A 25,156-nucleotide genomic window follows, 5' to 3' on the forward strand; every position below is an offset into this window, starting at 1 on the left:
GAAAGGATGTTACGTGTTGCAACCGAAAGAAAAAGAGCAAAAAGTATATGATGTGTTTCAATCCATCTCACCGAGCTACGATACGATGAACTCGATCATCAGTTTCCGGCTCCACAAGTGGTGGCGCAGAGCGACGATGCGACGGATGCAAGTGTTCCCGGGCGCGAAATGTCTCGACGTCTGTTGTGGGACGGCTGACTGGACGATTCAACTCGCCGAAGCGGCAGGAAACACGGGGGTCGTCAAAGGGTTAGACTTCTCGGAGAACATGCTTGCGGTCGGTCACGAGAAAGTAAAACAATATCCGAACATCGAACTCGTTCACGGAAACGCGATGGCGTTGCCGTTTGGCGATGACTCGTTTGATTTTGTGACAATCGGCTTCGGCCTTCGTAACGTCCCGGACTATATGACGGTGCTAAGCGAAATGCATCGCGTCTTGAAACCGGGCGGCACGGTCGTCTGCCTCGAGACGAGCCAACCGACGGCGCCGCTCTTCAGCGAGCTGTACCGATTTTACTTCGGTACGGTCATGCCGCTCTTTGGCAAGCTGTTCGCCGGTTCCTATGACCAATATAAATGGCTGCAAGAGTCGACCGACTCGTTCCCGGACCGCCTCACATTGAAGCGAATGTTCGAGACGGCTGGGTTCGAACAAGTCGAGGTCAAACCGTTTTCCGGTGGTGCATGTGCGATGCACTTAGGGAAGAAGTGGTAACCGATGTCTTTAAAACGACTATATCGTCACATGAATCGTGAAATCGATCAAATCGACCGCTTTTTGTCGACACGTGTGCATACGGACCATCCCGTCATCGATGCGGCGTCGAGGCAACTGTTAGACGCGGGCGGGAAACGGATTCGTCCGGCTTTCGTCCTCTTGAGTGCCGCGTTCGGTCAGCAGAATGACATTCGATTGACGAAAGTAGCGGCTAGTCTCGAGCTCATCCACATGGCCTCGCTCGTCCATGACGACGTCATCGACGATGCGACGCTCAGACGCGGCAAGCCGACCGTCATGGAACGGTATGATGAACGTGTCGCCATGTACACGGGAAACACGCTGTTCGGCGAGGCGATCCGCCTCGTCTCCGAAGTCGATTCGCCGGAAGTGATGCAACTCATGGCAGAGACGATGGAATTGATTTGTATCGGCGAAATCAATCAAATCCAAGATCAATACGACTGGTCGCAGTCACCGAAACGGTATTTGGACCGAATCGCCAGAAAGACGGCGCTGCTCATCGAGACGAGTTGTGCCGCTGGGGCAATCGTCTCGGGCGCGTCGCCAGAAGTCGTCAAGCAGTTACGTCTGTTCGGGTATGACATCGGCATGGCGTTTCAAATGACGGACGACCTACTCGACTTCACAGCGAAGAGCTTTCAGCTCGGGAAACCGGTCGGTGAAGATTTGAAGCACGGCCATAAGACGTTGCCGCTCTTCTATTCGGCCGAAGATGGTCGGTTTTACGAGCGCTTGTCGCGAGTCGACAGCACGTCGACCCCTGATTTGACGGCCGCGCTCGTCCGCGAGGTACAGCAAAACGGGACGCTTGAACGGAGCCAACAGACGATCGATCGTTACGTTCGCCGGGCCATCAAACGGCTCGAGCCGCTCCCGGACGTGTCAGACAAACGTTCGCTCATCGAGATTGCCGAATATATCGGGAAACGGAAATGGTAATTTGCACGTTGTAACCCCTTTCAATAACGAGAGTGACCGTGTACACTTATAGAGTACATCGTACACATATCGATTTAGGGGGATTAGGGGAATGGAAAAGACATTTTTAATGGTGAAGCCTGACGGCGTAGCGCGTGGCTTGATTGGGGAAATCATCTCGCGCTTTGAAAACAAAGGATACACGTTGAACCGTCTCGAAATGCTTACACCGTCTGTAGAAATCGCAGAAGCGCATTATGCGGAACATAAGGAGAAGCCGTTCTTCGGCGAGCTCGTCGACTTCTTGACGTCAGGTCCGGTCGTCGCGATGGAATGGGAAGGTGAGAACATCATCGCCGTCTCACGCATGATGATTGGGAAGACGAACCCGCTCGACGCGCAACCGGGCACGATTCGGGGCGACTTGGCCGCGACGATGTCACAAAACGTGATTCACGGGTCTGACAGTGCCGAGAGTGCCGAGCGGGAGTTGGCGCTTTGGTTCGTCTCTGAAGCATCGCACGTTTCATGACGAGAACGAGGGACGGGGTCACCTGTCCCTTTTTTTGTTGCCGTTGAAGCGCTTACGCGGCATCGAGAACTAGGAAATGAGGAAGAATTGAGGTTGGAACTGGTGATAAATGATTATGCCATCTTCGTGAAAAAATTTTACTTAAAGTCTGGGATTGATTTGAACTTATATAAAGAGGCACAGATGAAGCGCAGGATGATTGCCCTCCGCGAGAAGAAAGGCTATGCCACGTTCATCGAGTACTTCAAAGCGATGGAGGCCGACCGCGGCCTGTACGAAGAGTTTTTAGACCGGATGACAATCAATGTGAGCGAATTTTATCGGAACCCGGTCCGTTGGCAACAGCTCGAGGAGGATATTTTGCCAGAACTCATCCGCAAGAGCCAAGGGAAGTTACGCGTATGGAGCGCCGCCTGTTCGACAGGGGAAGAGCCGTACTCGCTCGCGATGCTCTTATCCAAACATCTGTCACCTGCCCAATTCTCGATTACCGCGACCGACCTCGACGACATCGTCATCGAGAAAGCGAAAGCAGGCAAATACCATGAACGGGCCCTCGTCGACTTGCCGGCCGAGTTCCGACAACGTTATTTCACACGGCGGGGCGACGATTACTACATCGCAGAAGACATAAAGAAGCTCGTCACGTTCAAAAAGCACAATTTGTTAGCGGACGTCTATGAACGAAACTTCGATTTGATTGTCTGCCGCAACGTCTTGATTTACTTTACGGAGGAAGCGAAAGAGAAAGTGTACAAATCGTTTCATCGCTCGTTGCGTCCGGGTGGTGTGTTGTTCGTCGGCGGGACAGAGCAAATCTTCCAACCGAAACGTTACGGCTACCGGATGAAGCAAAGTTTCTTTTACGAAAAATACGAAGAGTGAGGTGGCGTGTATGCGTTATTTGACGGCAGGAGAGTCACACGGTCCTGGATTGACCATCATTCTTGAAGGAGTGCCGGCGGGCCTCTCCGTCGACATCGACTTGGTGAATGAAGAATTGAAAAAACGACAATCGGGATACGGACGTGGCCGGCGGATGCAAATCGAATCGGATCGCGTGGACGTCCGGGCCGGGATTCGTCACGGACGGACGACGGGTGCCCCGATCTCGCTTTGGATTGAGAACAAGGACCATACGCATTGGCGGAACGTCATGCAAGCGGAGCCGATCGCAGATGACGCCGAGGTGAAGCGGCGGGTCGTCCGCCCACGGCCAGGGCACGCCGACCTCGTCGGAGGATTGAAGTACGACCATCGCGACCTTCGCGACGTGCTCGAGCGCTCGAGCGCCCGTGAGACGGCAGCCCGCGTCGCGGTCGGCGCCATCAGCAAGCAGTTGCTCGCCGCCGTAGGGATGAGCGTGCTCAGCTATGTGAAAGTGATTGGCGGCGTCGCGGCCGTGAAAACGATGGACTCGAAGGAGGCGCTCATCGCAGCGGTCGAGGCGTCACCCGTCCGCACGTACGACGCGGAAGCGGCAGATCAGATGATGCGCTTGATTGACGAGGCGAAAGCCGCGGGGGATTCCCTCGGAGGCGTCGTCACGACCGAGGTCCACGGTGTCATCCCGGGACTCGGCTCCTACGTTCAGTACGACCGGAAACTTGATGCGCGAATCGCTCAGGCGGTCATGAGCGTGAACGCCATCAAAGGCGTCGCCTTCGGGGACGGGTTTGACATGGCGTATCGTCCGGGTTCGGAAGTGATGGACCCGATCGCCTATGATGAGACCGGTTACACTCGACTCTCGAATCACCTTGGCGGCTTTGAAGGCGGGATGACGACGGGGATGCCGATCGTCTGCACGGCCGTCATGAAACCGATCCCGACCCTATACAAACCGCTCCCGTCGGTCGACATCGAGACGAAACAGCCGTTCCTCGCTCAAATCGAGCGCAGTGACGCGTGTGCCGTCCCGGCCGCCTCGCTCGTCGTCGAAGCGGTCGTCGCCTTCGAACTTGCGCGTGAGCTGTGTGAAACGTTCGGGCACGATACGGTGGAACGGATACAAAACCGAGTCGCGACGTATCGTGAGGAGATTCGGACATGGTGACGATTCGCGTCGATGCGTCGACCCCATATGATGTGACGATTGAACGCGGTGATGCTTGGCTCGACCGCGTTCAAGCTTTTTCTGGTTCGACGGTTTGGGTCGTGACCGATGAGACGGTCGACCGACTCCATGGCCAGACGTTTCGAGAACGGCTGGCGCCCGTCCATCCAGACATTGTCTGGTCGGTCGTGCCACCAGGCGACGAATCGAAGTCGCTTTCCGTCATCGAACGGCTCGTCTCCGAAGGATTGACGTCCGGATGTGACCGCGATACGATCGTTCTCGCCTTCGGCGGCGGCATGGTCGGGGATTTGGCCGGTTTTTTGGCGAGCGTCTATATGCGGGGCGTCCGTTACATCCAAGTCCCGACGACGATTCTGGCGCACGATTCGGCCGTCGGCGGAAAAGTCGCCGTCAACCATCCGCTCGCCAAAAATGCGATCGGTGCGTTCTATCAACCGATGGGCGTCCACTACGACGTCACGCGACTCGAGACGTTACAGCAACGTGACGTCCGGAGCGGTCTCGGCGAACTGATCAAGCATGCGTATCTCTCTGAGCATGTGCTCGAGGCGTCGTTCGAGGATGCGTTGTTCGACGCCTTGACGGGCCCGATCGATTGGACGGAGTGGCTCGCGCGTGGCATTGAAGTGAAGCGTCGCATCGTCGAGGCGGACGAGCGAGAAGCAGGAGTTCGGGCGTGGCTCAATTTCGGCCATACGTTCGGCCATGCGCTCGAGACGAGTGAACGGTATCGGCTCGCCCATGGAGAGGCCGTCCTGTATGGGATGGTGTATGCCTTCCTTTTGAACGGGGACACGGACCGGGCGAGGCGGTTAGCAGACTGGATGACAGCGAACGAAGTTACACCGGTCGCCTGGCGTCCATTTGAAGACTATCGGACGTTAATGGGACGGGATAAAAAAAATCGCGGCGGTGAAGTCCGGTTCGTCTTGCTCGGTGAAACCGTCACGGTCGAACCGGTGTCAGACGATCGCCTCATCGCCGCCTTCAATCAACTGAAAGGATGGATGTAGCATGGGATTGACAGGACGGATTCGTGTCCCGAGTGACAAATCGATCACGCATCGCGCCGTCATGTTCGGTGCCGTCGCGCATGGTGTGACGACGATTCATGACCCGCTCCTTGGAGCCGATTGCCGGTCGACGATGGAGGCCATGCGTCGCCTCGGGGCGACGGTGGAGGAACGAGCTGACCGGGTCGTCATCACGGGAACGGACAAGATGGCGTCGACGACGATTGACTGCGGCAACTCGGGGACGACGATGCGTCTCCTCACTGGACTGCTCGTCGGGTATGACGGGACGTATGAGTTGATGGGTGACGAATCGCTCTCGAAACGGCCGATGGGGCGTGTCACGGTACCGCTACGTGAGCGTGGGGCCAATATCGAAGGCGATTACGCCCCGATTCGCATCCGAGGAAGCGAACTGGGCCGCATCGACTACACGTTGCCTGTCGCGAGCGCCCAAGTCAAATCGGCCATCTTGTTGGCAGGGCTTCGGGCCAAGGGAGAGACGATCGTGCGAGAGCCGATGTTGTCGCGTGACCATACGGAACGGATGTTGCCACTGTTCGGCGGTCGTATCGATGTGACGATCGAGGACGGGGTACGAGTGATCCGACTCGACCCGGGTGGATTGAAGGGAGCGACGGTCCACGTCCCGGCCGACCCGTCGTCGGCTGCATTCTTTTGGGCCGGAGCGGCCATCGTCCCGAATAGTCGAGTCACGACAGTCGATGTTTGTTTGAACGAGACGCGCATCGGCTTTTTGCGGACGCTTGAACGGATGGGCGCGTCCGTCTCGATTGAGCGGGCGCGCCCGCTCGGAGAGGAGACGGTCGCCGATGTGACGGTCTCGACGAGCACGCTTCGCGGCATCGAGTTAGGCGGCGAGGCGATTCCGCATCAAATCGACGAGTTGCCGCTCTTTGCCCTCGTCGCGTCACAGGCGACAAGCCCGTCGACTGTGCGAGACGCAGGCGAACTGCGTGTGAAAGAGACGGACCGCATCCGGACGGTCGTGACCGAACTGAAGACGCTCGGTGTCGACATCGAAGAGACTGAGGACGGGTTCACCGTCCGCCCGAGTCCGATTCGAGGTGGGGACGTGGATGCGTTTGGCGACCATCGGCTGTCGATGATGCTGCAGATTGCAGCGCTTTTGACGGACGATCCTGTCCACATTCATGGGATGGATGTCTCGGATGTCAGTTACCCGCAGTTTCATCAAGATTTACAACGGCTCGGTCGTGAGATAGAATAACGTCAATAGTTGTTGTCGGTAGGAGGAAGATCAATGTTAGATGAATCAGAATTGAACCATATTGTCGAGATGCTCGAGGCCGGGGAGACAGAACACGCCCTGCACCATCTCGAATCGCTTGAAAAAGAGGGCTCGGACGAAGACCGGCTAGCCATCGCCGATCTTTATCTCGAGCTCGGACTCGCCGACCGCGCGGTGAACGTCCTGGCCGCGCTTTACGTCGATTATGCGGGGAATCCGCACGTGGCGTTGTCGCTCGCCGAGGCATATCTCGACAGCGACCGCGAAGAAGAGGCGATTGCCGTGCTCGAGAAAGTCGACACGAAAGATCGAGAGGCACACGTCCGGAGCCTCGTGTTATTGGCCGATTTGTATCAATCGCAAGGACTCGACGAAGTCGCCGTCAAAAAACTGCTCGAGGCACTCGAGACGAATCCGGACGAACCGCTGCTCGTCTATGGGCTCGCTGAACTTTACGCGTCAATCGGGTCGTTCGAACAAGCCGTCCCGCTCTATGCGCGACTGCCGCATCTGGCGTTGCCTGAAGAGATCGATTATCAGGCCGATTACGCCGAGGCGCTCACGATGATCGGGTCGTTCGAAGAGGCGCTCGTCGAATTCGAGAAGTCGACGGGCCGAAACTTGAATACCGTGTTCGGGCATGCCATGACGGCCCACCGCATCGGGCGTGACGAGGTCGCGGTCAAACAGTTCGAGGAGTTGCGGACGATGGACCCGGACTTCACGTCGCTCTATCTTCCATATACGGAAGCGCTCGAGGCGCTCGGACGAATCGATGAGGCGCTCGAGATGATTGGGCAAGGGATTGAACGTGATGATTATAACGACGAGTTACGGACGGTGAAGGCGAAACTGTTCTTGCGTCAAGGTGCGACCGATGAGGCGGTGACCGAACTGCGTGAGGCGCTCGCCTTGAATCCGGAATCGCTCGAAGCGACTGAGTTGCTCTTGTCCGTCTTGTTCGAGGCCGGGGACATGGATGCGGTCATCGAGACGATTGACGCCCTCGAAGACCATTCGACATCGCCGCTCATGACATGGTACAAGGCCAAAGCCGCCTATGAGCTCGAGGCGTATGAGGAAGCGGTCGCGCTCTACGAATCGATTGAAGACGTTTATAAAGAGGACGTGTCTTTTGCGACCGAATGGGCTACACTGTTAGTAGAAGAAGGACAGCGCGACAAGGCGAAGCGTATGCTCGAGCAAACGCTTGCGCTCACCGTCGACGTGGACGACCGTCAAGCGCTCGAAGAACGGCTCGACTCGTTAGCGGACCGCGATTAATCGATATAAAAGGAGATGGGGTCATATGGTGGAGCGGAAAAAGAATTTTTTAAAGCGATTCCTCGCTCATCATACGCTGCGTAAGCGAGAGGCCAAATGGATTATCGATTATTGGCTCAGGCATCCGGAGAAACTCGGCAACGTCCATTTCGTGACGAACGCCTCCGTCGCCCCGCAAAGCCTTGTGATGACAGCTTACGGCTTTGACGGGGAACCGTTCCGATATCGTCGCGGCGACCTCGTCACGGTCAATCCGGAGAAGGCGTATCATGACATTCGCCTCCATGACGGTGCGATTTACGTCGAACTCAATTTCCAGGGCATGATGATTGACGAGAATTGGATTGACATTGTCGAGCCGAACCCGTTCGAACCCGTTGCCGAAGTAAAAGACGAAGTGACGACATCGGCACAGACCGTCATCCGTGCCTCGGTCGCCCAGTTCGAGGAAGAACGATTGCTCGTCGAAATCGACGAGGCGCTCGACCGACGTGATGAGAAGTTGTTCCGCAATTTGACGAGTAAACTCCATCAAGTTCGAGCCTCAAAATTATTTTAGGAAAAACAAGCGCTTCCGTTATGGGTAGCGCTTGTTTTTTGGTATATTAATGACGTAGGAATACACAATAATTTCACATTTCGTTCATAAGTTTGAACAAGCAATGAACGGAGGTGCGATACAATAGACATGATGAATCATGTCTAGAGAGGAGGGGAAAGATGAGGTTCGATAGTATTGATGCGCGAAAGTCGCTCACGGAACGACAATACGTCGATACGCTCGTCGTCCCGCTCGTCGAACTCGCGTTCGACGAGGAGATGGTCCGTAAAGCTGAAGGGAACGAGGTCATCCAGGCGGTGGCGCTCGAGACGGAACGACAGCTCTCTGGACGAACGATGCTCTGCCCGACGCTTAGTTACGTCGACGTGGAAACCGGCTCTTTACTTGCGGAGACCGTCCTCGAGAAAGCGACGGCGTCGGGTTTCTCTCACGTGTTGTTCATCTCTTCAGACGTCCGCTTCAAAGCGTTCGATTTACCGATCATCTTCGTGCCGCCGTTAGCGTTGAAAGGGATGTCGGGCGAGCAGTCGCACACGATGGTTCAAAATTTTGCGACACAAGTCATCACAGAGCTTTCTGCCCGTTGGATGGCGACATGAAGCGGTTGACGTAGAGGTTTTATTGATATACTATTTTGTTGAGTGAGAAATTTTTGTGAAGAATGCATAAAGAATTATGGGGTTATGCACACGAATGAGGGGGGAACGAAATGGCTCAAAAAGGGTCAAAAGTCACGCGCCGTCAGTTCTTAACGTACACACTGACTGGAGTAGGTGGCTTTATGGCGGCAACATTGATCAGTCCGATGGTCAACTTTGCAATCGATCCGGTACTTAAAAGATCGGATGCGGGTGACAAAGTTCGAGTGATGAGTCTCGATGACATCACGACTGAGCCGCAACGTGTCGACTTTAAAAAACAAACGCAAGATGCATGGTATGAGTTCGAAGAGACGCTCTCAGCATGGGTCTTCAAAGATGAGAGCGGAGAGGTGATCGCCTTGTCTCCGATCTGTACGCACCTCGGCTGTCAAGTAGGATACGGCGGCGATCCGACGCGTCCAACAGAATTTTTCTGCCCGTGCCACTTCGGTCGTTATACGAAGGACGGGACGAACATTCCAGGTACGCCTCCGACATCACCACTTGCCCGTTATGAAAAAGAAGAAAAAGACGGATTCCTATACTTGGGCAGTCCGGTCACACAGTTGTGAGAGGGGGAATAGCCGATGTTACAAAAAATTTATGATTGGGTCGATGAACGCGTCGACATCACGCCGTTATGGCGCGACATCGCTGACCATGAAGTACCAGAACACGTCAACCCTGCCCATCACTTTTCAGCATTTGTCTATTGCTTCGGCGGTTTGACGTTCTTTACGATCGTGATTCAAATCTTGTCAGGGATGTTCTTGACGATGTATTACGTACCTGACATCATCAACGCGCACGCGTCGGTCTACTACTTACAAAACGAGATCGCACACGGTCAAATCGTCCGTGGGATGCATCACTGGGGCGCATCGGTTGCGATCGTCATGTTGTTCTTGCATACGCTCCGCGTATTCTTTACAGGCTCTTATAAAAAGCCGCGCGAACTCAACTGGGTCGTCGGCGTCTTGCTCTTCTTCGTCGTCTTGGCGCTCGGTCTCACAGGTTACTTGTTGCCTTGGGATATGAAAGCGTTGTTCGCGACGAAAGTTACGCTTCAGATTGCTGAGAGTGTCCCGGTCATCGGTGGCATCGCCAAAACGCTTCTCGCCGGTGGTGAGATCGTCGGCGCCCGGACGCTCACGAACTTCTTCGCCATTCACGTCTTCTTCTTACCGGCGGCCTTGTTCGGACTCCTTGGGGCTCACTTCTTGATGATTCGTAAACAAGGAATATCTGGACCGCTTTAAGCCGATTCGAAGACAAAAAGGAGGAGAAACGATATGCATCGCGGTAAAGGGATGAAATTTGTGACCGACTCTCGAGTAGGAATCTCGAATCGGAAACAGAATATTGCAAAAGACTATTCAGAATACCCAGGACGCACAGAAGCGTTTTGGCCGAACTTCTTGCTTAAAGAGTGGATGGTCGGATCAGTCTTCTTGATCGGATTCATTGCTTTGACGATTGTTAAAGCTGCGCCACTTCAAAACATCGCTGATGCGACGAACACGTCATATATTCCGCTTCCGGACTGGTATTTCTTGTTCTTGTATCAATTGCTCAAATATCAGTTTGCAGCAGGGGATTGGATTTTACTCGGTACGGTCATCATGCCGGGAATCGCCTTTACGGCGCTTTTGATTGCACCATGGCTTGACCAAGGGCTCGAGCGCCGACCGGCGAGACGCCCAGTCTCGACAACGTTCATGTTGCTTGGTATCCTTTCGATCGTCTACTTGACGTGGGAGTCGGTACAAACGACGCACTGGGACCAAGTCCATGAGCAAGGTATCCTTGTCGTCCCGGGTGAAGGCCCAGAGATTGACACGGCGGCCCCAGGTTATGAAATCTATGCGGCCCAATCATGTGTCAACTGTCACGGTCAAAACCTAGAAGGTGGCGCTGCAGCCCCACCGCTCGTCGGTACGACTTACTCGGCAGAAGAGATTGCCGAAATCTCTGTGAACGGGATTGGCGCGATGCCAGCCGGTCAATGGGACGGTTCGGATGAAGATCTTCAAGCTATGGCTGAATTCATCGCTTCATACGGTGAAGGCGGCGAAAACAACCAGTAATCCAACGCGTGCGGTCCAATTGGGCCGCGCGTTTTTACTTTCCCTTCGGCTCGCGCTACAATAAGGAAAAAAGGACGGTTTGAACATGTTACATAACGTTTGGTATCCTTTCTTGAGACATAAAGCCGTGCTCAGCGTGTTGTTCGTCATCAACTTGCTCGGTACGATTTACGGTTACATCTGGTACGAACCACAACTGCGGGATACGCCACTCATCTACTGGCCGTTCGTGCCGGATAGTCCGACGGCTTCGCTCTTCTTCACGGTCGTGCTCGGTCTTTGGATTTTCGGCAAGCGATCGCCACTCCTAGAGACGCTCGCCTTCATTACTTTAATCAAATACGGTGTCTGGGCCGTCGTCATGAACGTCTTGTTCTTACGGACGCTCGGTAGTGATGCCGACACGTTCACGGTGCTCATGGCACTCATGCTCATGGTGTCGCACGGCGCCATGGCCGTCCAGGCGCTCCTTTACGCCCCGTTCATGACGTGGACGATACGCTCGTTCGTGTTGACGCTCGTTTGGGTCATCCATAACGACGTCGTCGATTATGTGCTCGGCCAATGGCCACGTTACCCCGCGCTCGCCGAACATATCATGTGGATCGGATACGGGTCGTTTTGGCTGACAGGATTGTGTTTTTTTGTGGGATATGTGCTCGTCCTACGCACTTCACTTGATAATAAGGTCATAAGAATGTAAAATTGAACTATCAAATACACGCAGAGGTGATATAGAAAATGTCATTAGGTGGTTATATTTTCTATCTTGCACTGATTATGCTCATCCCGCTATGGGCTCAGATGCGAGTGAAAAGTACGTATAAGAAATTTTTACAGCAACGCCTCCAAAGCGGTGTCACCGGCGCGCAAGTCGCAGACTTCATCATGAAGCAAAACGGTGTCAACGATGTGCGCATCGAGATGGTCGACGGACTGATGAGCGACCATTACGACCCGGTCAACAAAGTCGTCCGCTTGTCACGTGAAGTGTATCAAGGCTCGACGATCTCGTCAGCAGCCATCGCGGCGCACGAGATCGGGCACGTCATCCAAGATGCGACCGACTATAAGATGATGCGCGTCCGCCATCGTCTCGTCCCGGTCGTCAACATCACGTCGAACTTGTCGTTCCCGCTCCTCCTCGGCGGATTCTTGTTAGGTGCCTTAGGACTCGCTCAGCTCGGTGTCATCATGATGCTCGGTGCGGTCGTGTTCCAACTCGTGACGCTTCCGGTCGAGTTCGATGCCTCGAAACGGGCGATGGCCGAATTGACGAGCCACGGGATCGTCACGGCGAACGAAGAGTCAGGCGCACGAAAAGTGCTCAACGCCGCAGCTTGGACATATGTCGCCGCCACGCTCGTCGCGGTCGCGGAACTCATCCGTTTGGCGCTCATCGTCTTCATGCCACGTGATGAGTAGAATCATCAGTCCCGTCCACGTGACGGGATTTTTTCATTTCGCTTTCGAAAGGAGCAACCGATGCATCAACCACAATTGACGACAGCGGGGCGCCACCGCTTGCAGGAACAGCTCGAGACGCTGCGAGGCGACAGCCGGCGCGAGGCGCTCGAACGCGTCAAGGCGGCCCGGAAGTTCTGTGATTTTCGAGAAGACGTGACGTATATGGACGCGGTCCGGGAACAAGCGCGGATCGAGTCAAAGATCGTCGAACTCGAGCGGCTACTCGCTCATGCCGTCATCGTCGAGACGGGCCGCTCAGACGTCGTCGCGTTCGGCAGCCGCGTCGTCATCCGCGAGATACCCGGTGGGGATGAAGAGACGTACCGCATCGTCGGTGAACACGAAGCCGATTTGGCGAAAGACACGATTGCCGACACGTCGCCGCTCGGTAGCGGGTTAATCGGGGGCGTCGTCGGCCAAACCGTTTCAATCGTTTCACCGGGCGGGACGCTCGACTTTGAGATCGTCCGAATCGAACGATGACGAGGCGAACAACCGTTAAAAAACAAGCCACCGGCAGCGAGTTCGCTGCCGGTGGCTTGTTTGATGTCTCTGAGGTTTCGATTACTTCAGTGGGACCCGATTCTCGTCGAACGTGAAGCCTTCCCCGCCGACCTCGTACACGTGATGGAACGTGACGAAGGCGTGCGGGTCGATCTGTTTGACGATCGTCTTCAGGCGGTTGACCTCGTTGCGACCGACGACGACATAGAGCACCTCGAGCTCTTTGTTCGAGTAGCCACCTTTGGCGATGAGGCGTGTCGTCCCACGATTCATCGTCGCGTGGATGCCGTCAGCGATCGCCGTCCGATGGTCGCTGATGATCATCGCGGCCTTGCCGGCGTACGTTCCTTCCTGCATCGAATCGATGACGCGAGCCCCGACATAGACGGCGAGGAGCGTGTACATCGCCTCGCGGATGTCGAGATACGTCAAACTGAGGACGATGACGAAGAAGTCGAAGACGAGGAACGTCTTCCCGATCGACCATCCGACATAGCGCTGGACGAGGCGGGCGATGATGTCGACGCCGCCGGTCGTGCCGCCGTTATTGAAGATGATGCCGAGGCCGACGCCGATGAAGAGCCCGGCGAACAAGCTCGCGAGCACCATGTCGTCGGTCAAATCGATGACGAGGTTCGAGTACTTGGCGACGAGCGCGTACCAGAGCGAGAAACTGAACGTCCCGATGAGCGTATAGATGAACGTCGTCCGCCCGAGCAGCTTATAACTGACGAAGAAGAGCGGGATGTTGAGCGCCAAGTTCGTGATCGAGGGCGACCAGTCGAACAAGCCGCGCAGAATCAACGTGATCCCGGTGAAGCCACCTTCGGCCAAATTGTTTTGTACGTTGAAGTGATACACCCCGAACGCAAAAATGAAAGAACCAATTAAGATAAAGATAATATTGCGAAAACGAATCGGTAACTGGACCGTCATTTCGTTCACCTCCCATTTCCTAGAGTACTCGAAAAACCTCTCGATTGCCTACCCTCTACATATGACATTCGCGGAGGAGTCCGATATACTTTTCACAGAAGAGGTGATTGATTATGAAAATAGTAGCAATCGGGGCCCATCCGGACGATATCGAGATCGGTATCGCCGGGATGACGGCCCAATGGAGACGCGACGGCATCGAGGTCGTCTATGTCGATTTGACGCGGGCCGAGCTGTCCTCGAACGGGGACGTCGACACGCGCGCCGTCGAGGCGGGATACGCCGACGACGTGCTCGGGGTTCGTCGCCTCAATCTCGGGTTCCCGGACCGTGGACTGACCGGGGACGAAAGCCAAATCGAGACGCTCGTCCGGTTGATTCGGACCGAGCGTCCGACGCATGTCTTGTATCCGTACGGCGTCGACCGTCATCCCGACCATCGGGCCTGTGCCCGGCTCGTCGAGGAGGCGCTCTTTAACGCCGGGATTCGTAAATACTTACCGGACGTGCCGGCGTATCGACCGGACAGCGTCTATCAATATATGATTAACGCGCTCAAGACGCCTGACGTCTGCATCGACATCAGCGAGACGATGGAGACGAAGCTGCGTGCCTTGTCTGCGTATGAGAGCCAATTCATGCCCGTCGACGGCGTCCGCACCCCGCTCACAGATGAATACATCGAGCGCGTGCGGGCCCGGGAGCGGCATTTCGGCAGTTTAATCGGGACGACGTACGCCGAAGGCTTGATGACCGTCAAGCCTTACGCCGTCAGGAAGGCGGGTGGGCTCGCATGAAGCTCCGGATTGGTGTCCTCTGTTATCCATCGGTCGGGGGGTCGGGCATTCTCGCCACCGAGCTCGGGATGAAGCTCGCCGACCGCGGCCATGACGTCCATTTCATCACGTCGAGCATCCCGTTCCGATTGAACGCGTATCATCCGAACATCACGTTCCATCAGGTCGAGATCAATCAATATTCGGTGTTTCGCTATCCACCGTACGACATTACGCTCGCCTCGAAGATCGCGAGCGTCATCCAGGCGTTCGGTCTCGACGTCATCCATGCGCATTACGCCGTGCCGCACGCCGTCTGTGCCGCGCTCGGGCGCGAGATGGCCGGGACGAACATCCCGATCGTCTCGACGCTACACGGGACCGATATTACCGTCCTCGGGGAGGATGAGGAGCTGAAACCGGCCATCCTATACGGGCTTCGGCAATCGAACGCCATCACGGCCGTGTCCGATAGCCTGCGGCAAGAGACGCTCGAACGGATCGGGTCCGACTTGTCGATTGACGTCATCCATAACTTCATCGACGAGTCGGTGTACCGTCCGCTCGATGATTCGTCACTTCGGGAACGTTACGGCTTGACCGAATCGGACCATGTCGTCATCCACGTCTCGAACTTCCGCCAAGTGAAACGGATCGATCTCGTCCTCGAAGCGTTCGACCGGATGGACGTGCCGGATAAGAAACTGCTCCTCGTCGGGGACGGCCCGCTCATGGGGGCGATGCGCCGCCAAGTGAGCGAGTTGTCGCTCGAGCAAGACGTCATCTTCGCCGGGAAGCAAGAACAAGTCGCGGAACTGTTAGCGATCAGTGACGTGCACGTCCTGTTATCGGATAAAGAGGCGTTCGGTCTCGTCGCGCTCGAGGCGATGGCGACGGGCATCCCGTCGGTCGTCTCGGACGCCGGCGGCTTGCCGGAAGTGATCACCGATGGGGCGGAAGGGTTCGTCGTCGCCCGTGGTGACGTCGCCGGGGCGACAAAAGCGCTCGAGAACATCTTGCTCGACAAGGCGCTACAGATGCGGTTACGGGAAAACGGGTTGAAACGGGCCAAACAGTTCGCTTCGGCCGATATCGTGTCCGCCTACGAATCACTTTATGAACGGGTGGTGCGCGTATGACAGAGTGGGAATACGCAAAACAGATTATCGAAACGATTAACGCCCGCGGCGGCGAGGCGTATATTGTCGGCGGCGCCGTCCGGGATTATATGCTCGGACATTTGCCGGACGACATCGACATCGCGACGTCGCTCTTCCCGGACGAGGTGCTCGCGCTCTTCCCGAAGGCGGTGCCGACCGGGATTGACCACGGGACGGTGACGGTCATCTTAGACCATCACCCGTTCGAAGTGACGACGTTCCGCTCGGAAGGTACGTACTCCGACTCGCGTCGCCCCGACCACGTCGCCCTCGGCGTCTCACTCGAGGAGGATTTGCTCCGACGCGATTTCACGATGAACGCGATGGCGTTCCACGACGGCAACGTCGTCGACTTGTTCGGCGGACGGCTCGACCTCGAAGCGAAAGTCATCCGAACCGTCGGGAGCCCGTACGAACGGTTCGACGAGGACGCCCTCCGCATCATGCGGGCGTTCCGTTTTATGGCCCAGCTCGACTTCACACTCGACGAGGAACTCGTCCGCGCAGCCTCGGCGCTCGGGCACAAGCTTCGCCATATCGCCATGGAGCGCATCGCCATCGAGTTCGAGAAGCTGATGGCGGGTCCGGCCTATAAGCGGGCGCTCTCGTCGCTCATGGCGGCCGGGATTCATGCCCACTTGCCGGATATGGATCGCCATCTCTTGGAAAAGGTCATCGACGACGACCGGAGACCGGTCAACGCGCTCGGCGGCTGGGCGCTCTTACTCTATCACGCGGGTGACGCGAATTGGCTCGCTGCCTGGAAACGGTCGAACGCGACCAAACGTGAAGCAAGTCGGCTCGCTAGGTTGCTCTCGACCGGCCTCGACACGTTCGCGATTTACGACACGCCCGAGGCGACGCTCGACACGTACTTACGGATGGAAGGCCGGACGGACCGGGCCCTCGAGTTGAAGCGGGCATTGCCGATTCAACGTCGCAGTGAGCTTCGTTTCGATGGTCGTGACGCCATCGCCATCGGGGCGAAAGGCGCGACGATTAAACAGTTACTTGCCCATCTGGAACGAGTGGTGCTCCACGGCGAGCTCTCGAACGAGGAGACGATTTTACGGAAGGAGGCAGGCGCATGGCTTCGACACGAGGAAAGGTCTTGAGCCTCTTGCAAGACGGGGCGGTTTGGAGCGGGCAGGAGTTGGCCCGGCAATTAAATATTTCACGTACCGCTATTTGGAAGCATATCGAGACGTTAAAACAAGACGGTTACGCAATCGAGACGATTCCACGAAAAGGGTATCAATTGCTTGAGCAGAACGACCGCTTCGATGAGACGGCGTTCGTCTCCGTCCGGCGTGGCCGTTTCGGGCAACACGTTCACGCGTACGACCAAGTCGACACGACACAACGGATCGCCCACGAGCTCGCTCAACGAGGGGCGGCGGAAGGGACGATTGTCATCAGCGAAGAACAGACGGCCGGCCGCGGACAACTCGGACGACAATGGTACAATCCGAGCCGGGTCAATATTGCGGCGAGCGTCATTTTACGTCCGGACTTGCCGATTCGAGACGCGTCGAAATTGACCCTCATGGCGGCGAGCGCGTTCGCCCGCTCTCTCAACCGTGAAGGGATTGCCGCAACGATCAAATGGCCGAACGACCTGCTCTTGAACGGGAAGAAAATCGGCGGGATTTTGACGGAGATGCAAACCGAGGGCGACCGGATTCAAGCGGTCATCCTCGGCTTCGGCTTCAATGTCAACGGCGAGACGATCCCAGAAGAACTCCTCCATCGGGCGACGTCACTCAAGCGCGAGACGGGCATCGTCCACCGCCGCAGCGAATTGCTCGCTCGTTTGTTAGAAGACCTCGAGAAGGAGTACGATCTGTTCCTTGAGGCGGGCTTCTCCCCGGTTCGTGAACATTGGCTTCACAACGCAGCTTTCATCGATGAGATGATCACGTTGACGACGGGTGGAAGGACGAAGACCGGGGTCATGCGTGGCATCTCGTCTGAAGGTGCGCTCTTACTGGAGACGGGAGCGGAAATCGAACCGATTTACTCTGCTGAAATCGCGGTTTGGAATGATTGAATGAATGCTTGACGTGGTCTATAATGAGTGTGTCGGACGCTATCGCTCGCGAAGTGTACCGGACTGCAGACCGTCACTCACATTTTTGTCTGCCTTGATCATTTTGACAGGGACAGAAGGACACTCAACCCTTGAGTTTGCTTTCGTGCGCCTTCTTGTCGATAAGAAGGCGCTTTTTCTTTCCTGTCTCCCAACTAGGAGGAGAATTTTATGCACACGATGACTTCACTACTCAAAAAGATGAAACAAGAAGAGAAACTGGTCATGTTGACCGCCTACGACTACCCGTCGGCGAAACTCGCCGAGGCGGCGGGGGTCGACATCATCTTGGTCGGCGATTCGCTCGGGATGGTCGTACTCGGTTACGACTCGACGATTCCTGTGACGACGGCAGATATGATTCATCACGCCAAGGCGGTACGCCGCGGGGCGCGTGACACGTTCGTCGTCGTCGATATGCCGTTTGCGACCTATCACGGTGATTTTGACCGGACGCTCCAAGCCGCGGCGTCCTTGTTCCAGGACGGACAAGCCGACGCCATCAAGCTCGAAGGGGCGGGCGAGGTGCTCGAGACAATCGAGCGGCTGACGAAGGTCGGCATGCCTTGTGTCGCCCATCTCGGTCTCACGCCGCAATCGGTCGGCGTGCTCGAAGGCTACAAAGTACAAGGCAAGTCACTTGAGGATGCCGAACAGTTGATTGCCGACAGCCTCGAGGCCGAGCGTGTCGGTGCGAAGATGCTCGTGTTAGAGTGTGTCCCGCACCAATTGGCGAAAAAGATCGCCGCGGCGCTCACGATTCCGGTCATCGGCATCGGGGCAGGGGCCGACGTCGACGGACAAGTGCTCGTCTATCACGACATCTTGAAATACGGGGTCGACCGGTTACCGAAGTTCGTCGAGGCGTATGCCGACGTGAACGAAGTGGCGACGACGGCAATTCGCCATTATGTCGAGTCGACGAAAGACGGTTCATTCCCGCTCGAGCGGCACACGTTCACGATGGACGAGTCTTTGCTCGACACGCTCTACGGGGGCAAGGCATGAACATCGTCACGACACCGAGCGCGTTGCAGCAACTGTTGACAGACGCCGGGACGATCGGTTTCGTCCCGACGATGGGCTATTTACATGAAGGGCACCTCAGTCTCGTCGAGGCGGCCAAAGCCGAGAACGATCTCGTCGTCATGAGCATCTTCGTCAACCCGACCCAGTTCGGGCCAAACGAAGACCTTGACCGTTACCCGCGTGACTTTGAGCGAGACGAGGCGCTCGCCCGTGAGGCAGGTGTCGACGTGTTGTTCTATCCGACGACCGAGACGATGTATCCGCTCGATATGGCACGGGTGACGGTACGGACCGGCGCGGACGTCTTATGCGGGGCGAGTCGTCCCGGTCATTTCGATGGCGTCTTGACCGTCGTATCGAAGCTGTTCAATCTCGTCCATCCGACACGCGCCTATTTCGGATTAAAGGATGCGCAACAAGTCGCTCTAATCGAAGGTTACGTCCGCGACTATTTCGTCCCGGTCGAGATTCGTCGATGTGCGATTATTCGCGAACCGTCGGGCCTCGCGAAGTCGTCACGGAACGTCTATCTGTCAGACGTGGAAAAAACGGATGCGAGCGAAATCAACCGCGCCTTGACCGATGCGTACGACGCGCTTGAAGACTGCGAGCCGCTCCGAGACGTGATGGCACGACTCGAGGAACGGTTGCAAAACATTCCGAATAGCATGATCGACTATGTCGAAGTGAAAGACTATCCGACGTTGACCGAGGCGACCTCGGCATCGACCGAACTATTGATTGCCGTGGCGGTGCAGTTCGAACGGGCCCGCCTGATTGATAATGTGATTTGGAAGAGAGGATGAATCGAATGATTCGAACATTTATGCACGCGAAACTACACAAGGCGACCGTCACCGAAGCGAACTTGCATTACGTCGGCTCCATCACGATCGATGAGGATTTGATGGATGCGGTCGGCATTATGGAAAACGAACATGTGCACATCACGAACAACCATAACGGGGCCCGCATCGAGACATACGTCATCAAAGGCGAGCGCGGCTCAGGCGTCATTTGTTTGAACGGGGCCGCAGCGCGACATTTCCAAGTCGGCGATGTCGTCATCATCATGGCGTATGGTCAAATGACGGCGGAAGAAGCGAAAATGCATCGTCCGAAAGTGGCCGTCTTGAACGAACGCAACGAGGTCGACCAATTGCTCTATGAAGAGATTGCACACACAGTATTGTGAAGCGAACGGGGGCGTCTAGTATAGGCGTCCCCGTTTTTTCGTCTTTCGTTCTATGGTAAGATGAGACAGATAGCAAGCACGCGCGTGCCGAAGATGGGATGGATGTTATGGACACTTATGTGATAGTGGATTTAGAGACGACCGGTCATTCCGTTAAATCCGGCGACGAACTGATTGAGTTCGCGGCGGTAGTCGTACAAGGGAGTGAAGTGATTGAGCGCTACAGTACCTTGATTCGACCGAGTCGTCCGATCCCACCCTTTATCACGCAGTTGACGACGATCACCGATCGTGATGTGGCGGATGCCCCGACGTTTGAAGAGGTCATTCCCGACATATGGAAGATGTTAGACGGGCGCATCTTCGTCGCCCACAACGTCACGTTTGATTTGAATTTTTTAAATGAAAGTTTGGAGCAGGCCGGGTATATGCGCTTTGAAGGACGGGCCATCGACACGGTCGAACTGGCCCGAATCCTTTACCCGACCCTTGAAAGTCACGCCCTCGAGGCGCTCTCCGACACGTTCGACCTGGTGCATACGGATGCGCACCGGGCGCTCAGTGATGCCGAGGCTACGGCAGAGCTGTTCATCCGTCAAATCGAACGGCTCCGAGATCTGCCGGTCGTGACGCTCAAACAGCTCCGGCGCTTGTCTGAGTCTTGGACGAGCAACATCGAACCGTTACTCGATGAGTTGATTGTCGAGGTCGGTATTCGTCCGGATGACGAAACGAATTATGACATTCATCGCAAGATTGCCTTGAGACGTCTGACGGACGCGCACGTCGAAGCGGTCGAACGCGAACCGTTCGAGCCGTTCCTCCATCGGACGATTGAAGAGACGCTTCCGTCATTGTTCCATCAGTTCGAACCGCGGCAAAGTCAGTTCGAGATGATGCGGCACGTCTACAAGGCGCTCGACGACGAGGCGACCTTGTTAGTCGAAGCGGGGACGGGGACAGGGAAGACGCTCGCCTACCTCATCCCGAGTGCGCACCATGCCCTCGAGACGAAGCGGCCCGTCGTCGTCAGCACACATACGATTCAATTGCAGGAACAACTGCTCAATCGGGACTTGCCGATTTTACAGGCGATATTCCCGGAAGTGGCGTTCACGCTGTTGAAAGGTCGCCGCAACTACATCGATTTACGGAAGTTCGAGGCGGTCCTCGAGGAAAAGACGGACGGACTGCTCACGGGGATGTGCAAAGCGATGGTGCTCGTCTGGTTGACGGAGACCGAGACGGGCGACCTAGAGGAGCTATCGCTACCTGGAGCGGCCACACAAGGGCCTGCCTCGTTCAAACGGTTGATTCAAGCGGACGCGGCCTCGGAGTTCGGGCGCTTCGACCCATGGTATAGCCGGGACTTCTTCACAAGGGCCGTCTTGCGCTCGAAAGAGGCGGATATCATCGTGACGAACCATGCGCTCTTATTCTCCGACCTTCAGCATCAGGCCGGGATTTTGCCGACCGATACACCGCTCGTCCTTGACGAGGCGCACCAAGTTGAGGAAGTCGCGTCCCATCATTTCGGTGTCACGTTCGATGCGCTCCAATTCGACCGTGTGTTCAAATGGTTCGGGTACGGGGCCGATGGGAAGTTTCACTCACGGTTGTTGCAACTCGCCGATCTGACGTCGGTGTCAGAAGAGACGGAGGCGTTCAGCCGTGACACGGACGTCGCGCTCGCAGGAGTCGACGCGGAGCTCGATGACCTATTGACGGCGCTTTACTCGCTCGGCAAGAAGAAAGAGCCTCGTCAAACGGTGCGCTTTGAACGAGAAGGGAACGCCTTCCAGCCGATTCGGGAAGTGGCGAGACGACTCGAATCGAAACTACGGACATTGCGGATGTCGCTCCGGCAGATGCACCGCCTTCTTGATGAACATAAAGAACATATGACGTTCAAGCAACGGGCCGTCATCGCGGACTTCAAGGCGTTTATCGGGGATGTGCGCGAACTCGAGAGCGTCTTGTTCGAGACGATGCTCGCCCGGGATGACGACTCGGTCAGTTGGGTCGAGCTGAACCTAGCGAATCGAAAGCTGACTTCGGTTTACACGCAACCGGTCGAGATTGGTCCGTTGCTCCACGAGCGGCTGTTCAACAAGCGGCCGACGATTTTGACGTCGGCGACGATGACGGTGTCGGGACGGTTCGGCTTCATCGAGCGTCGGCTCGGGTTAGACGGGGAAGACGTGCGGCGTGTCGTCTTGCCGTCGCCGTTTGATTTCAAACGTCAGGCGAAGCTGTTCGTCCCGTCCGACCTCCCGCTCATCAATGAAGTGCCGCTCCCACAGTTCGTCGAACAGACCGCGGACGCCATCGCAAAGATTGCCAACGTCACAAAAGGGCGCATGCTCGTGTTGTTCACTTCGAACGAACTGCTACGCCTGACGCATGAGGCGGTGAAAGACCAACTCGACGAAGCATATACGCTTCTCGCCCAAGGTGTCAGCGGCGGATCGAGAAGTCGGTTGACGAAGCAGTTCAAGCGCATCGATCAGTCGATTTTGTTCGGTACGGCTAGCTTTTGGGAAGGCGTCGACATCCCAGGCGAGGCGCTCACGTGTCTCATCATCGTCAGGCTACCGTTCGCACCGCCGGACCAGCCCGTCATGCAAGCCCGGGGTGAGAAGATTGAGGCGACCGGAAAATCGTCATTCTTTGAACTGTCCTTGCCACAGGCCGTCATCCGTTTCAAACAAGGGGTCGGCCGGTTGATTCGTTCGAAAGACGACTACGGCGCCATCTTCGTCTTTGACCGCCGTGTCGAGACGACGCGTTACGGCAAGCAATTCCTCAATAGTCTGCCCGCCGTCGACCGAATCGAAGGACCAATCGAGACGGCGCTCGCAGAACTTGAACTTTTTTTGGACGACAAAGCGAAGACCGGCCTAGGAAATGACAGATAACGCTAGGCATGAAGAAGTTATCGTTTTATAATGATGGGTATAGTGTTCGAAGGAGGATGGACCATGAATTCAAATATCGAAACGCTCGCGACCGTTCGCATCGAGCCGACCGCAGACGTCTATAAAATCGTCGACTTGTTGAATCGGACGCTCAAGGGCCAAGATTTAATGTTTGGTTTGGCGTTAGAGAAAAAAGTAAATGATCCGAAGAAAGAAGAGATGGTGTTCACCATCTATCGGACGGAATGACACGTAAGTCAAAAGTAGTGATCGCACTCGTGACGGCACTGATTGGTGTCGTCATCGTCTTTAGTGGTGTGTATTGGTTCACGATCGGCCACACCGAGCGTGTGAAAGATGCCATGATCGGCGAGGCAAGAGAACGTCTTGAGACGGAGCAAGCAGGCGTGACAGTCGATCGGGCGACGCTCTATAACGGCACTGAACCTTACGTCGTCTTCGAGAACGCAGAAAACGTCCTATTCGTTCCGGTCGATGAGGAACAACCGATTGTCGTCCGTGACGTGACGAACGTTGATTTGGATCAAATTTGTAACGATTCACTCGCAGAGACGGGCGGGACACTCGTCAGCTGCACATATGGCTTCGATGAACGTGCCTTAGTCGAAGTGGTGACAAAGGCGAACGCGTCATACACGTATTCATACTATACGCTTCAAACTGGAGAATTTATCCGACGGGTCGAACTGACGGACGCGTCGTTATAAGTAGAGGGGGATCACGATGGAACATCTATTGGCAAAACGGGTTAAACAATTGACGCCGTCGACGACGCTCGCCATCACGGCGAAAGCGAAAGCGCTCAAGGCTTCAGGACAAGACGTCATCGGTCTTGGGGCGGGCGAGCCGGACTTTAACACGCCAGACCGAATCATCGATGCGGCCTGCCGCGCTGCCCGGGAAGGCGATACGAAATATACGCCTTCAGGGGGCACGGTTGCATTGAAAGATGCGATTATCGACAAGACGAAGCGCGACAGTGACCTCGTCTTTGAACGGAACGAGGTCATGGTCGCCTCTGGGGCGAAGCATGCCTTGTATGCCCTGTTCCAAGCGATTCTTGATGAAGGGGACGAAGTCATCATCCCGGTCCCGTACTGGGTCAGTTACCCGGAACAAGTAAAACTCGCGGACGGGGAACCGGTGTACGTCGAGACGACGGAAGAGACGTCGTTCAAATTGACGCCGGCTTCGCTCGAAGCGGCCATCACGGATCGGACGAAAGCGGTCATTTTGAACAGCCCGTCCAACCCGACCGGCATGATCTATACCGAACAGGAACTCGAAGAACTCGCGGACGTCGTCAAACGCCACGATTTGCTCGTCGTCAGCGATGAGATTTACGAGAAGCTCGTCTACGGAGATGACCGGTTCGTCTCGATTGCGACACTTCCGGGTATGCGCGAACGCACAATCATCATCAACGGCGTCTCGAAGTCGCATGCGATGACAGGGTGGCGCATCGGTTATGCGCTCGGTGACCGAACGATTATCGAAGCGATGACGAACCTCGCCTCGCACTCGACGTCGAACCCGACGTCCGTCGCGCAAGCAGCCGCGGTCGAAGCGTATAACGGGCCGCAAGATGACGTTGAGATGATGCGTGTCTCGTTCGAGGAACGCCTCGACATCGTCTATAACCGATTGATTCAAATTCCAGGAATCACATGTTTGAAACCACAAGGTGCATTTTACTTATACGCCAACGCCAAAGAAGCGGCATCGATGAGCGGATACGACTCGGTCGACGCTTGGTGCGAGGCTGTCCTCGGTGAAGCGTTCGTCGCGCTCGTCCCGGGCTCTGGCTTCGGTCAAGACGATTACGTACGACTCTCCTATGCGACGGAGTTAAAGCGAGTATTAGAAGCGCTCGATCGAGTGGAAGCTTTCATTAAAGAGAACGCTCGATAAGCGAAAGGATGGAAA

The 25,156-nt window shown here is 55.9% G+C and carries 28 protein-coding genes; 27 read left to right on the plus strand and 1 reads right to left on the minus strand.

The window, feature by feature from the left end:
• Window positions 1-16: 16 nt before the first annotated feature.
• From RT52_RS03870 to RT52_RS03945, 16 genes are all read left to right on the plus strand, one after another.
• The gene (locus tag RT52_RS03870; protein WP_034808547.1) at window positions 17-718 is read left to right on the plus strand and encodes a demethylmenaquinone methyltransferase; all 702 of its coding nucleotides are present in this window, start codon (window positions 17-19) and stop codon (window positions 716-718) included.
• 3 nt (window positions 719-721) lie between these two features.
• On the plus strand, window positions 722-1,684 hold the full coding sequence (locus RT52_RS03875) for a polyprenyl synthetase family protein (RefSeq protein ID WP_034815184.1): 963 nt from the start codon (window positions 722-724) through the stop codon (window positions 1,682-1,684).
• A gap of 91 nt (window positions 1,685-1,775) precedes the next feature.
• Complete coding sequence (ndk, locus tag RT52_RS03880) at window positions 1,776-2,195, plus strand: nucleoside-diphosphate kinase (protein WP_034808551.1); 420 nt, start codon at window positions 1,776-1,778, stop codon at window positions 2,193-2,195.
• Between the two features lie 105 nt (window positions 2,196-2,300).
• A complete protein-coding gene (locus RT52_RS03885; protein ID WP_034815475.1) occupies window positions 2,301-3,080 on the plus strand; it encodes a CheR family methyltransferase in 780 nt (259 codons plus the stop codon).
• Window positions 3,081-3,090: 10 nt separating this feature from the next.
• Window positions 3,091-4,251: a chorismate synthase gene (aroC, locus tag RT52_RS03890; protein WP_034808553.1), complete on the plus strand. Its 1,161-nt coding sequence runs from the start codon at window positions 3,091-3,093 to the stop codon at window positions 4,249-4,251.
• Window positions 4,245-5,288 (plus strand): 3-dehydroquinate synthase, encoded by a 1,044-nt coding sequence (locus tag RT52_RS03895; protein ID WP_034815186.1) that lies wholly within the window; start codon window positions 4,245-4,247, stop codon window positions 5,286-5,288. The genes aroC and RT52_RS03895 overlap by 7 nt, the downstream gene beginning before the upstream one ends.
• 1 nt (window position 5,289) lies before the next feature.
• Entirely contained in the window at window positions 5,290-6,540 is a 1,251-nt protein-coding gene (gene aroA, locus RT52_RS03900; protein WP_034815188.1) for a 3-phosphoshikimate 1-carboxyvinyltransferase, read from the plus strand.
• A gap of 33 nt (window positions 6,541-6,573) precedes the next feature.
• The gene (locus RT52_RS03905; protein ID WP_034815190.1) at window positions 6,574-7,845 is read left to right on the plus strand and encodes a tetratricopeptide repeat protein; all 1,272 of its coding nucleotides are present in this window, start codon (window positions 6,574-6,576) and stop codon (window positions 7,843-7,845) included.
• A 25-nt stretch (window positions 7,846-7,870) separates the two neighbouring features.
• A complete protein-coding gene (locus RT52_RS03910) occupies window positions 7,871-8,404 on the plus strand; it encodes a ReoY family proteolytic degradation factor (protein WP_034815192.1) in 534 nt (177 codons plus the stop codon).
• A gap of 161 nt (window positions 8,405-8,565) precedes the next feature.
• Window positions 8,566-9,006, plus strand: a complete 441-nt coding sequence (locus RT52_RS03915; RefSeq protein WP_034815194.1) for a DUF2487 family protein — start codon at window positions 8,566-8,568, stop codon at window positions 9,004-9,006.
• Between the two features lie 110 nt (window positions 9,007-9,116).
• Entirely contained in the window at window positions 9,117-9,620 is a 504-nt protein-coding gene (locus tag RT52_RS03920; RefSeq protein WP_034815195.1) for a QcrA and Rieske domain-containing protein, read from the plus strand.
• A 15-nt stretch (window positions 9,621-9,635) separates the two neighbouring features.
• Window positions 9,636-10,307 (plus strand): menaquinol-cytochrome c reductase cytochrome b subunit, encoded by a 672-nt coding sequence (gene qcrB / locus RT52_RS03925; protein WP_021067209.1) that lies wholly within the window; start codon window positions 9,636-9,638, stop codon window positions 10,305-10,307.
• Between the two features lie 33 nt (window positions 10,308-10,340).
• Window positions 10,341-11,135 carry a menaquinol-cytochrome c reductase cytochrome b/c subunit gene (locus RT52_RS03930; RefSeq protein ID WP_034809138.1) on the plus strand — a complete coding sequence of 265 codons (795 nt, stop codon included), beginning with the start codon at window positions 10,341-10,343 and terminating at the stop codon, window positions 11,133-11,135.
• Window positions 11,136-11,220: 85 nt separating this feature from the next.
• A complete protein-coding gene (locus tag RT52_RS03935; RefSeq protein WP_034815477.1) occupies window positions 11,221-11,838 on the plus strand; it encodes a DUF1405 domain-containing protein in 618 nt (205 codons plus the stop codon).
• Window positions 11,839-11,876: 38 nt separating this feature from the next.
• Window positions 11,877-12,560 (plus strand): zinc metallopeptidase, encoded by a 684-nt coding sequence (locus RT52_RS03940; protein ID WP_034809132.1) that lies wholly within the window; start codon window positions 11,877-11,879, stop codon window positions 12,558-12,560.
• Between the two features lie 60 nt (window positions 12,561-12,620).
• Window positions 12,621-13,085 carry a GreA/GreB family elongation factor gene (locus RT52_RS03945; RefSeq protein ID WP_034815196.1) on the plus strand — a complete coding sequence of 155 codons (465 nt, stop codon included), beginning with the start codon at window positions 12,621-12,623 and terminating at the stop codon, window positions 13,083-13,085.
• A gap of 81 nt (window positions 13,086-13,166) precedes the next feature.
• Here the strand turns inward: RT52_RS03945 and RT52_RS03950 are convergent, their stop codons facing one another.
• On the minus strand, window positions 13,167-14,042 hold the full coding sequence (locus RT52_RS03950) for a YitT family protein (RefSeq protein ID WP_034815197.1): 876 nt from the start codon (window positions 14,040-14,042) through the stop codon (window positions 13,167-13,169).
• Between the two features lie 113 nt (window positions 14,043-14,155).
• Here RT52_RS03950 and bshB1 point away from each other — a divergent pair, with 113 nt between their 5' ends.
• The 11 genes from bshB1 (at window position 14,156) to RT52_RS04005 (ending at window position 25,141) form a co-directional block, all read left to right on the plus strand.
• Window positions 14,156-14,839 carry a bacillithiol biosynthesis deacetylase BshB1 gene (gene bshB1, locus RT52_RS03955; RefSeq protein ID WP_034815198.1) on the plus strand — a complete coding sequence of 228 codons (684 nt, stop codon included), beginning with the start codon at window positions 14,156-14,158 and terminating at the stop codon, window positions 14,837-14,839.
• Window positions 14,836-15,957: an N-acetyl-alpha-D-glucosaminyl L-malate synthase BshA gene (gene bshA / locus RT52_RS03960; protein ID WP_034815199.1), complete on the plus strand. Its 1,122-nt coding sequence runs from the start codon at window positions 14,836-14,838 to the stop codon at window positions 15,955-15,957. The genes bshB1 and bshA overlap by 4 nt, the downstream gene beginning before the upstream one ends.
• A complete protein-coding gene (locus RT52_RS03965; RefSeq protein WP_034815200.1) occupies window positions 15,954-17,093 on the plus strand; it encodes a CCA tRNA nucleotidyltransferase in 1,140 nt (379 codons plus the stop codon). The genes bshA and RT52_RS03965 overlap by 4 nt, the downstream gene beginning before the upstream one ends.
• On the plus strand, window positions 17,066-18,028 hold the full coding sequence (locus RT52_RS03970; protein WP_034815201.1) for a biotin--[acetyl-CoA-carboxylase] ligase: 963 nt from the start codon (window positions 17,066-17,068) through the stop codon (window positions 18,026-18,028). Before RT52_RS03965 ends, RT52_RS03970 begins: the two co-directional genes overlap by 28 nt.
• Window positions 18,029-18,238: 210 nt before the next feature.
• Window positions 18,239-19,075: a 3-methyl-2-oxobutanoate hydroxymethyltransferase gene (gene panB / locus RT52_RS03975; RefSeq protein ID WP_034815202.1), complete on the plus strand. Its 837-nt coding sequence runs from the start codon at window positions 18,239-18,241 to the stop codon at window positions 19,073-19,075.
• Window positions 19,072-19,902 (plus strand): pantoate--beta-alanine ligase, encoded by an 831-nt coding sequence (gene panC / locus RT52_RS03980; RefSeq protein ID WP_034815203.1) that lies wholly within the window; start codon window positions 19,072-19,074, stop codon window positions 19,900-19,902. Before panB ends, panC begins: the two co-directional genes overlap by 4 nt.
• 5 nt (window positions 19,903-19,907) lie before the next feature.
• Window positions 19,908-20,291, plus strand: a complete 384-nt coding sequence (gene panD, locus RT52_RS03985) for an aspartate 1-decarboxylase (RefSeq protein WP_034809114.1) — start codon at window positions 19,908-19,910, stop codon at window positions 20,289-20,291.
• Window positions 20,292-20,398: 107 nt separating this feature from the next.
• Window positions 20,399-23,209 (plus strand): ATP-dependent DNA helicase DinG, encoded by a 2,811-nt coding sequence (gene dinG / locus RT52_RS03990; protein ID WP_051690254.1) that lies wholly within the window; start codon window positions 20,399-20,401, stop codon window positions 23,207-23,209.
• Window positions 23,210-23,272: 63 nt separating this feature from the next.
• Complete coding sequence (locus RT52_RS03995) at window positions 23,273-23,458, plus strand: YpmA family protein (protein ID WP_021067223.1); 186 nt, start codon at window positions 23,273-23,275, stop codon at window positions 23,456-23,458.
• A complete protein-coding gene (locus tag RT52_RS04000; RefSeq protein ID WP_034809109.1) occupies window positions 23,455-23,937 on the plus strand; it encodes a hypothetical protein in 483 nt (160 codons plus the stop codon). The genes RT52_RS03995 and RT52_RS04000 overlap by 4 nt, the downstream gene beginning before the upstream one ends.
• Window positions 23,938-23,953: 16 nt before the next feature.
• Window positions 23,954-25,141, plus strand: coding sequence for a pyridoxal phosphate-dependent aminotransferase (locus tag RT52_RS04005; RefSeq protein WP_034809106.1), 1,188 nt, complete (start codon window positions 23,954-23,956; stop codon window positions 25,139-25,141).
• Window positions 25,142-25,156 lie beyond the last annotated feature (15 nt).

Source organism: Exiguobacterium alkaliphilum 12/1, from assembly GCF_000714435.1.
Lineage (GTDB): Bacteria > Bacillota > Bacilli > Exiguobacteriales > Exiguobacteriaceae > Exiguobacterium > Exiguobacterium alkaliphilum.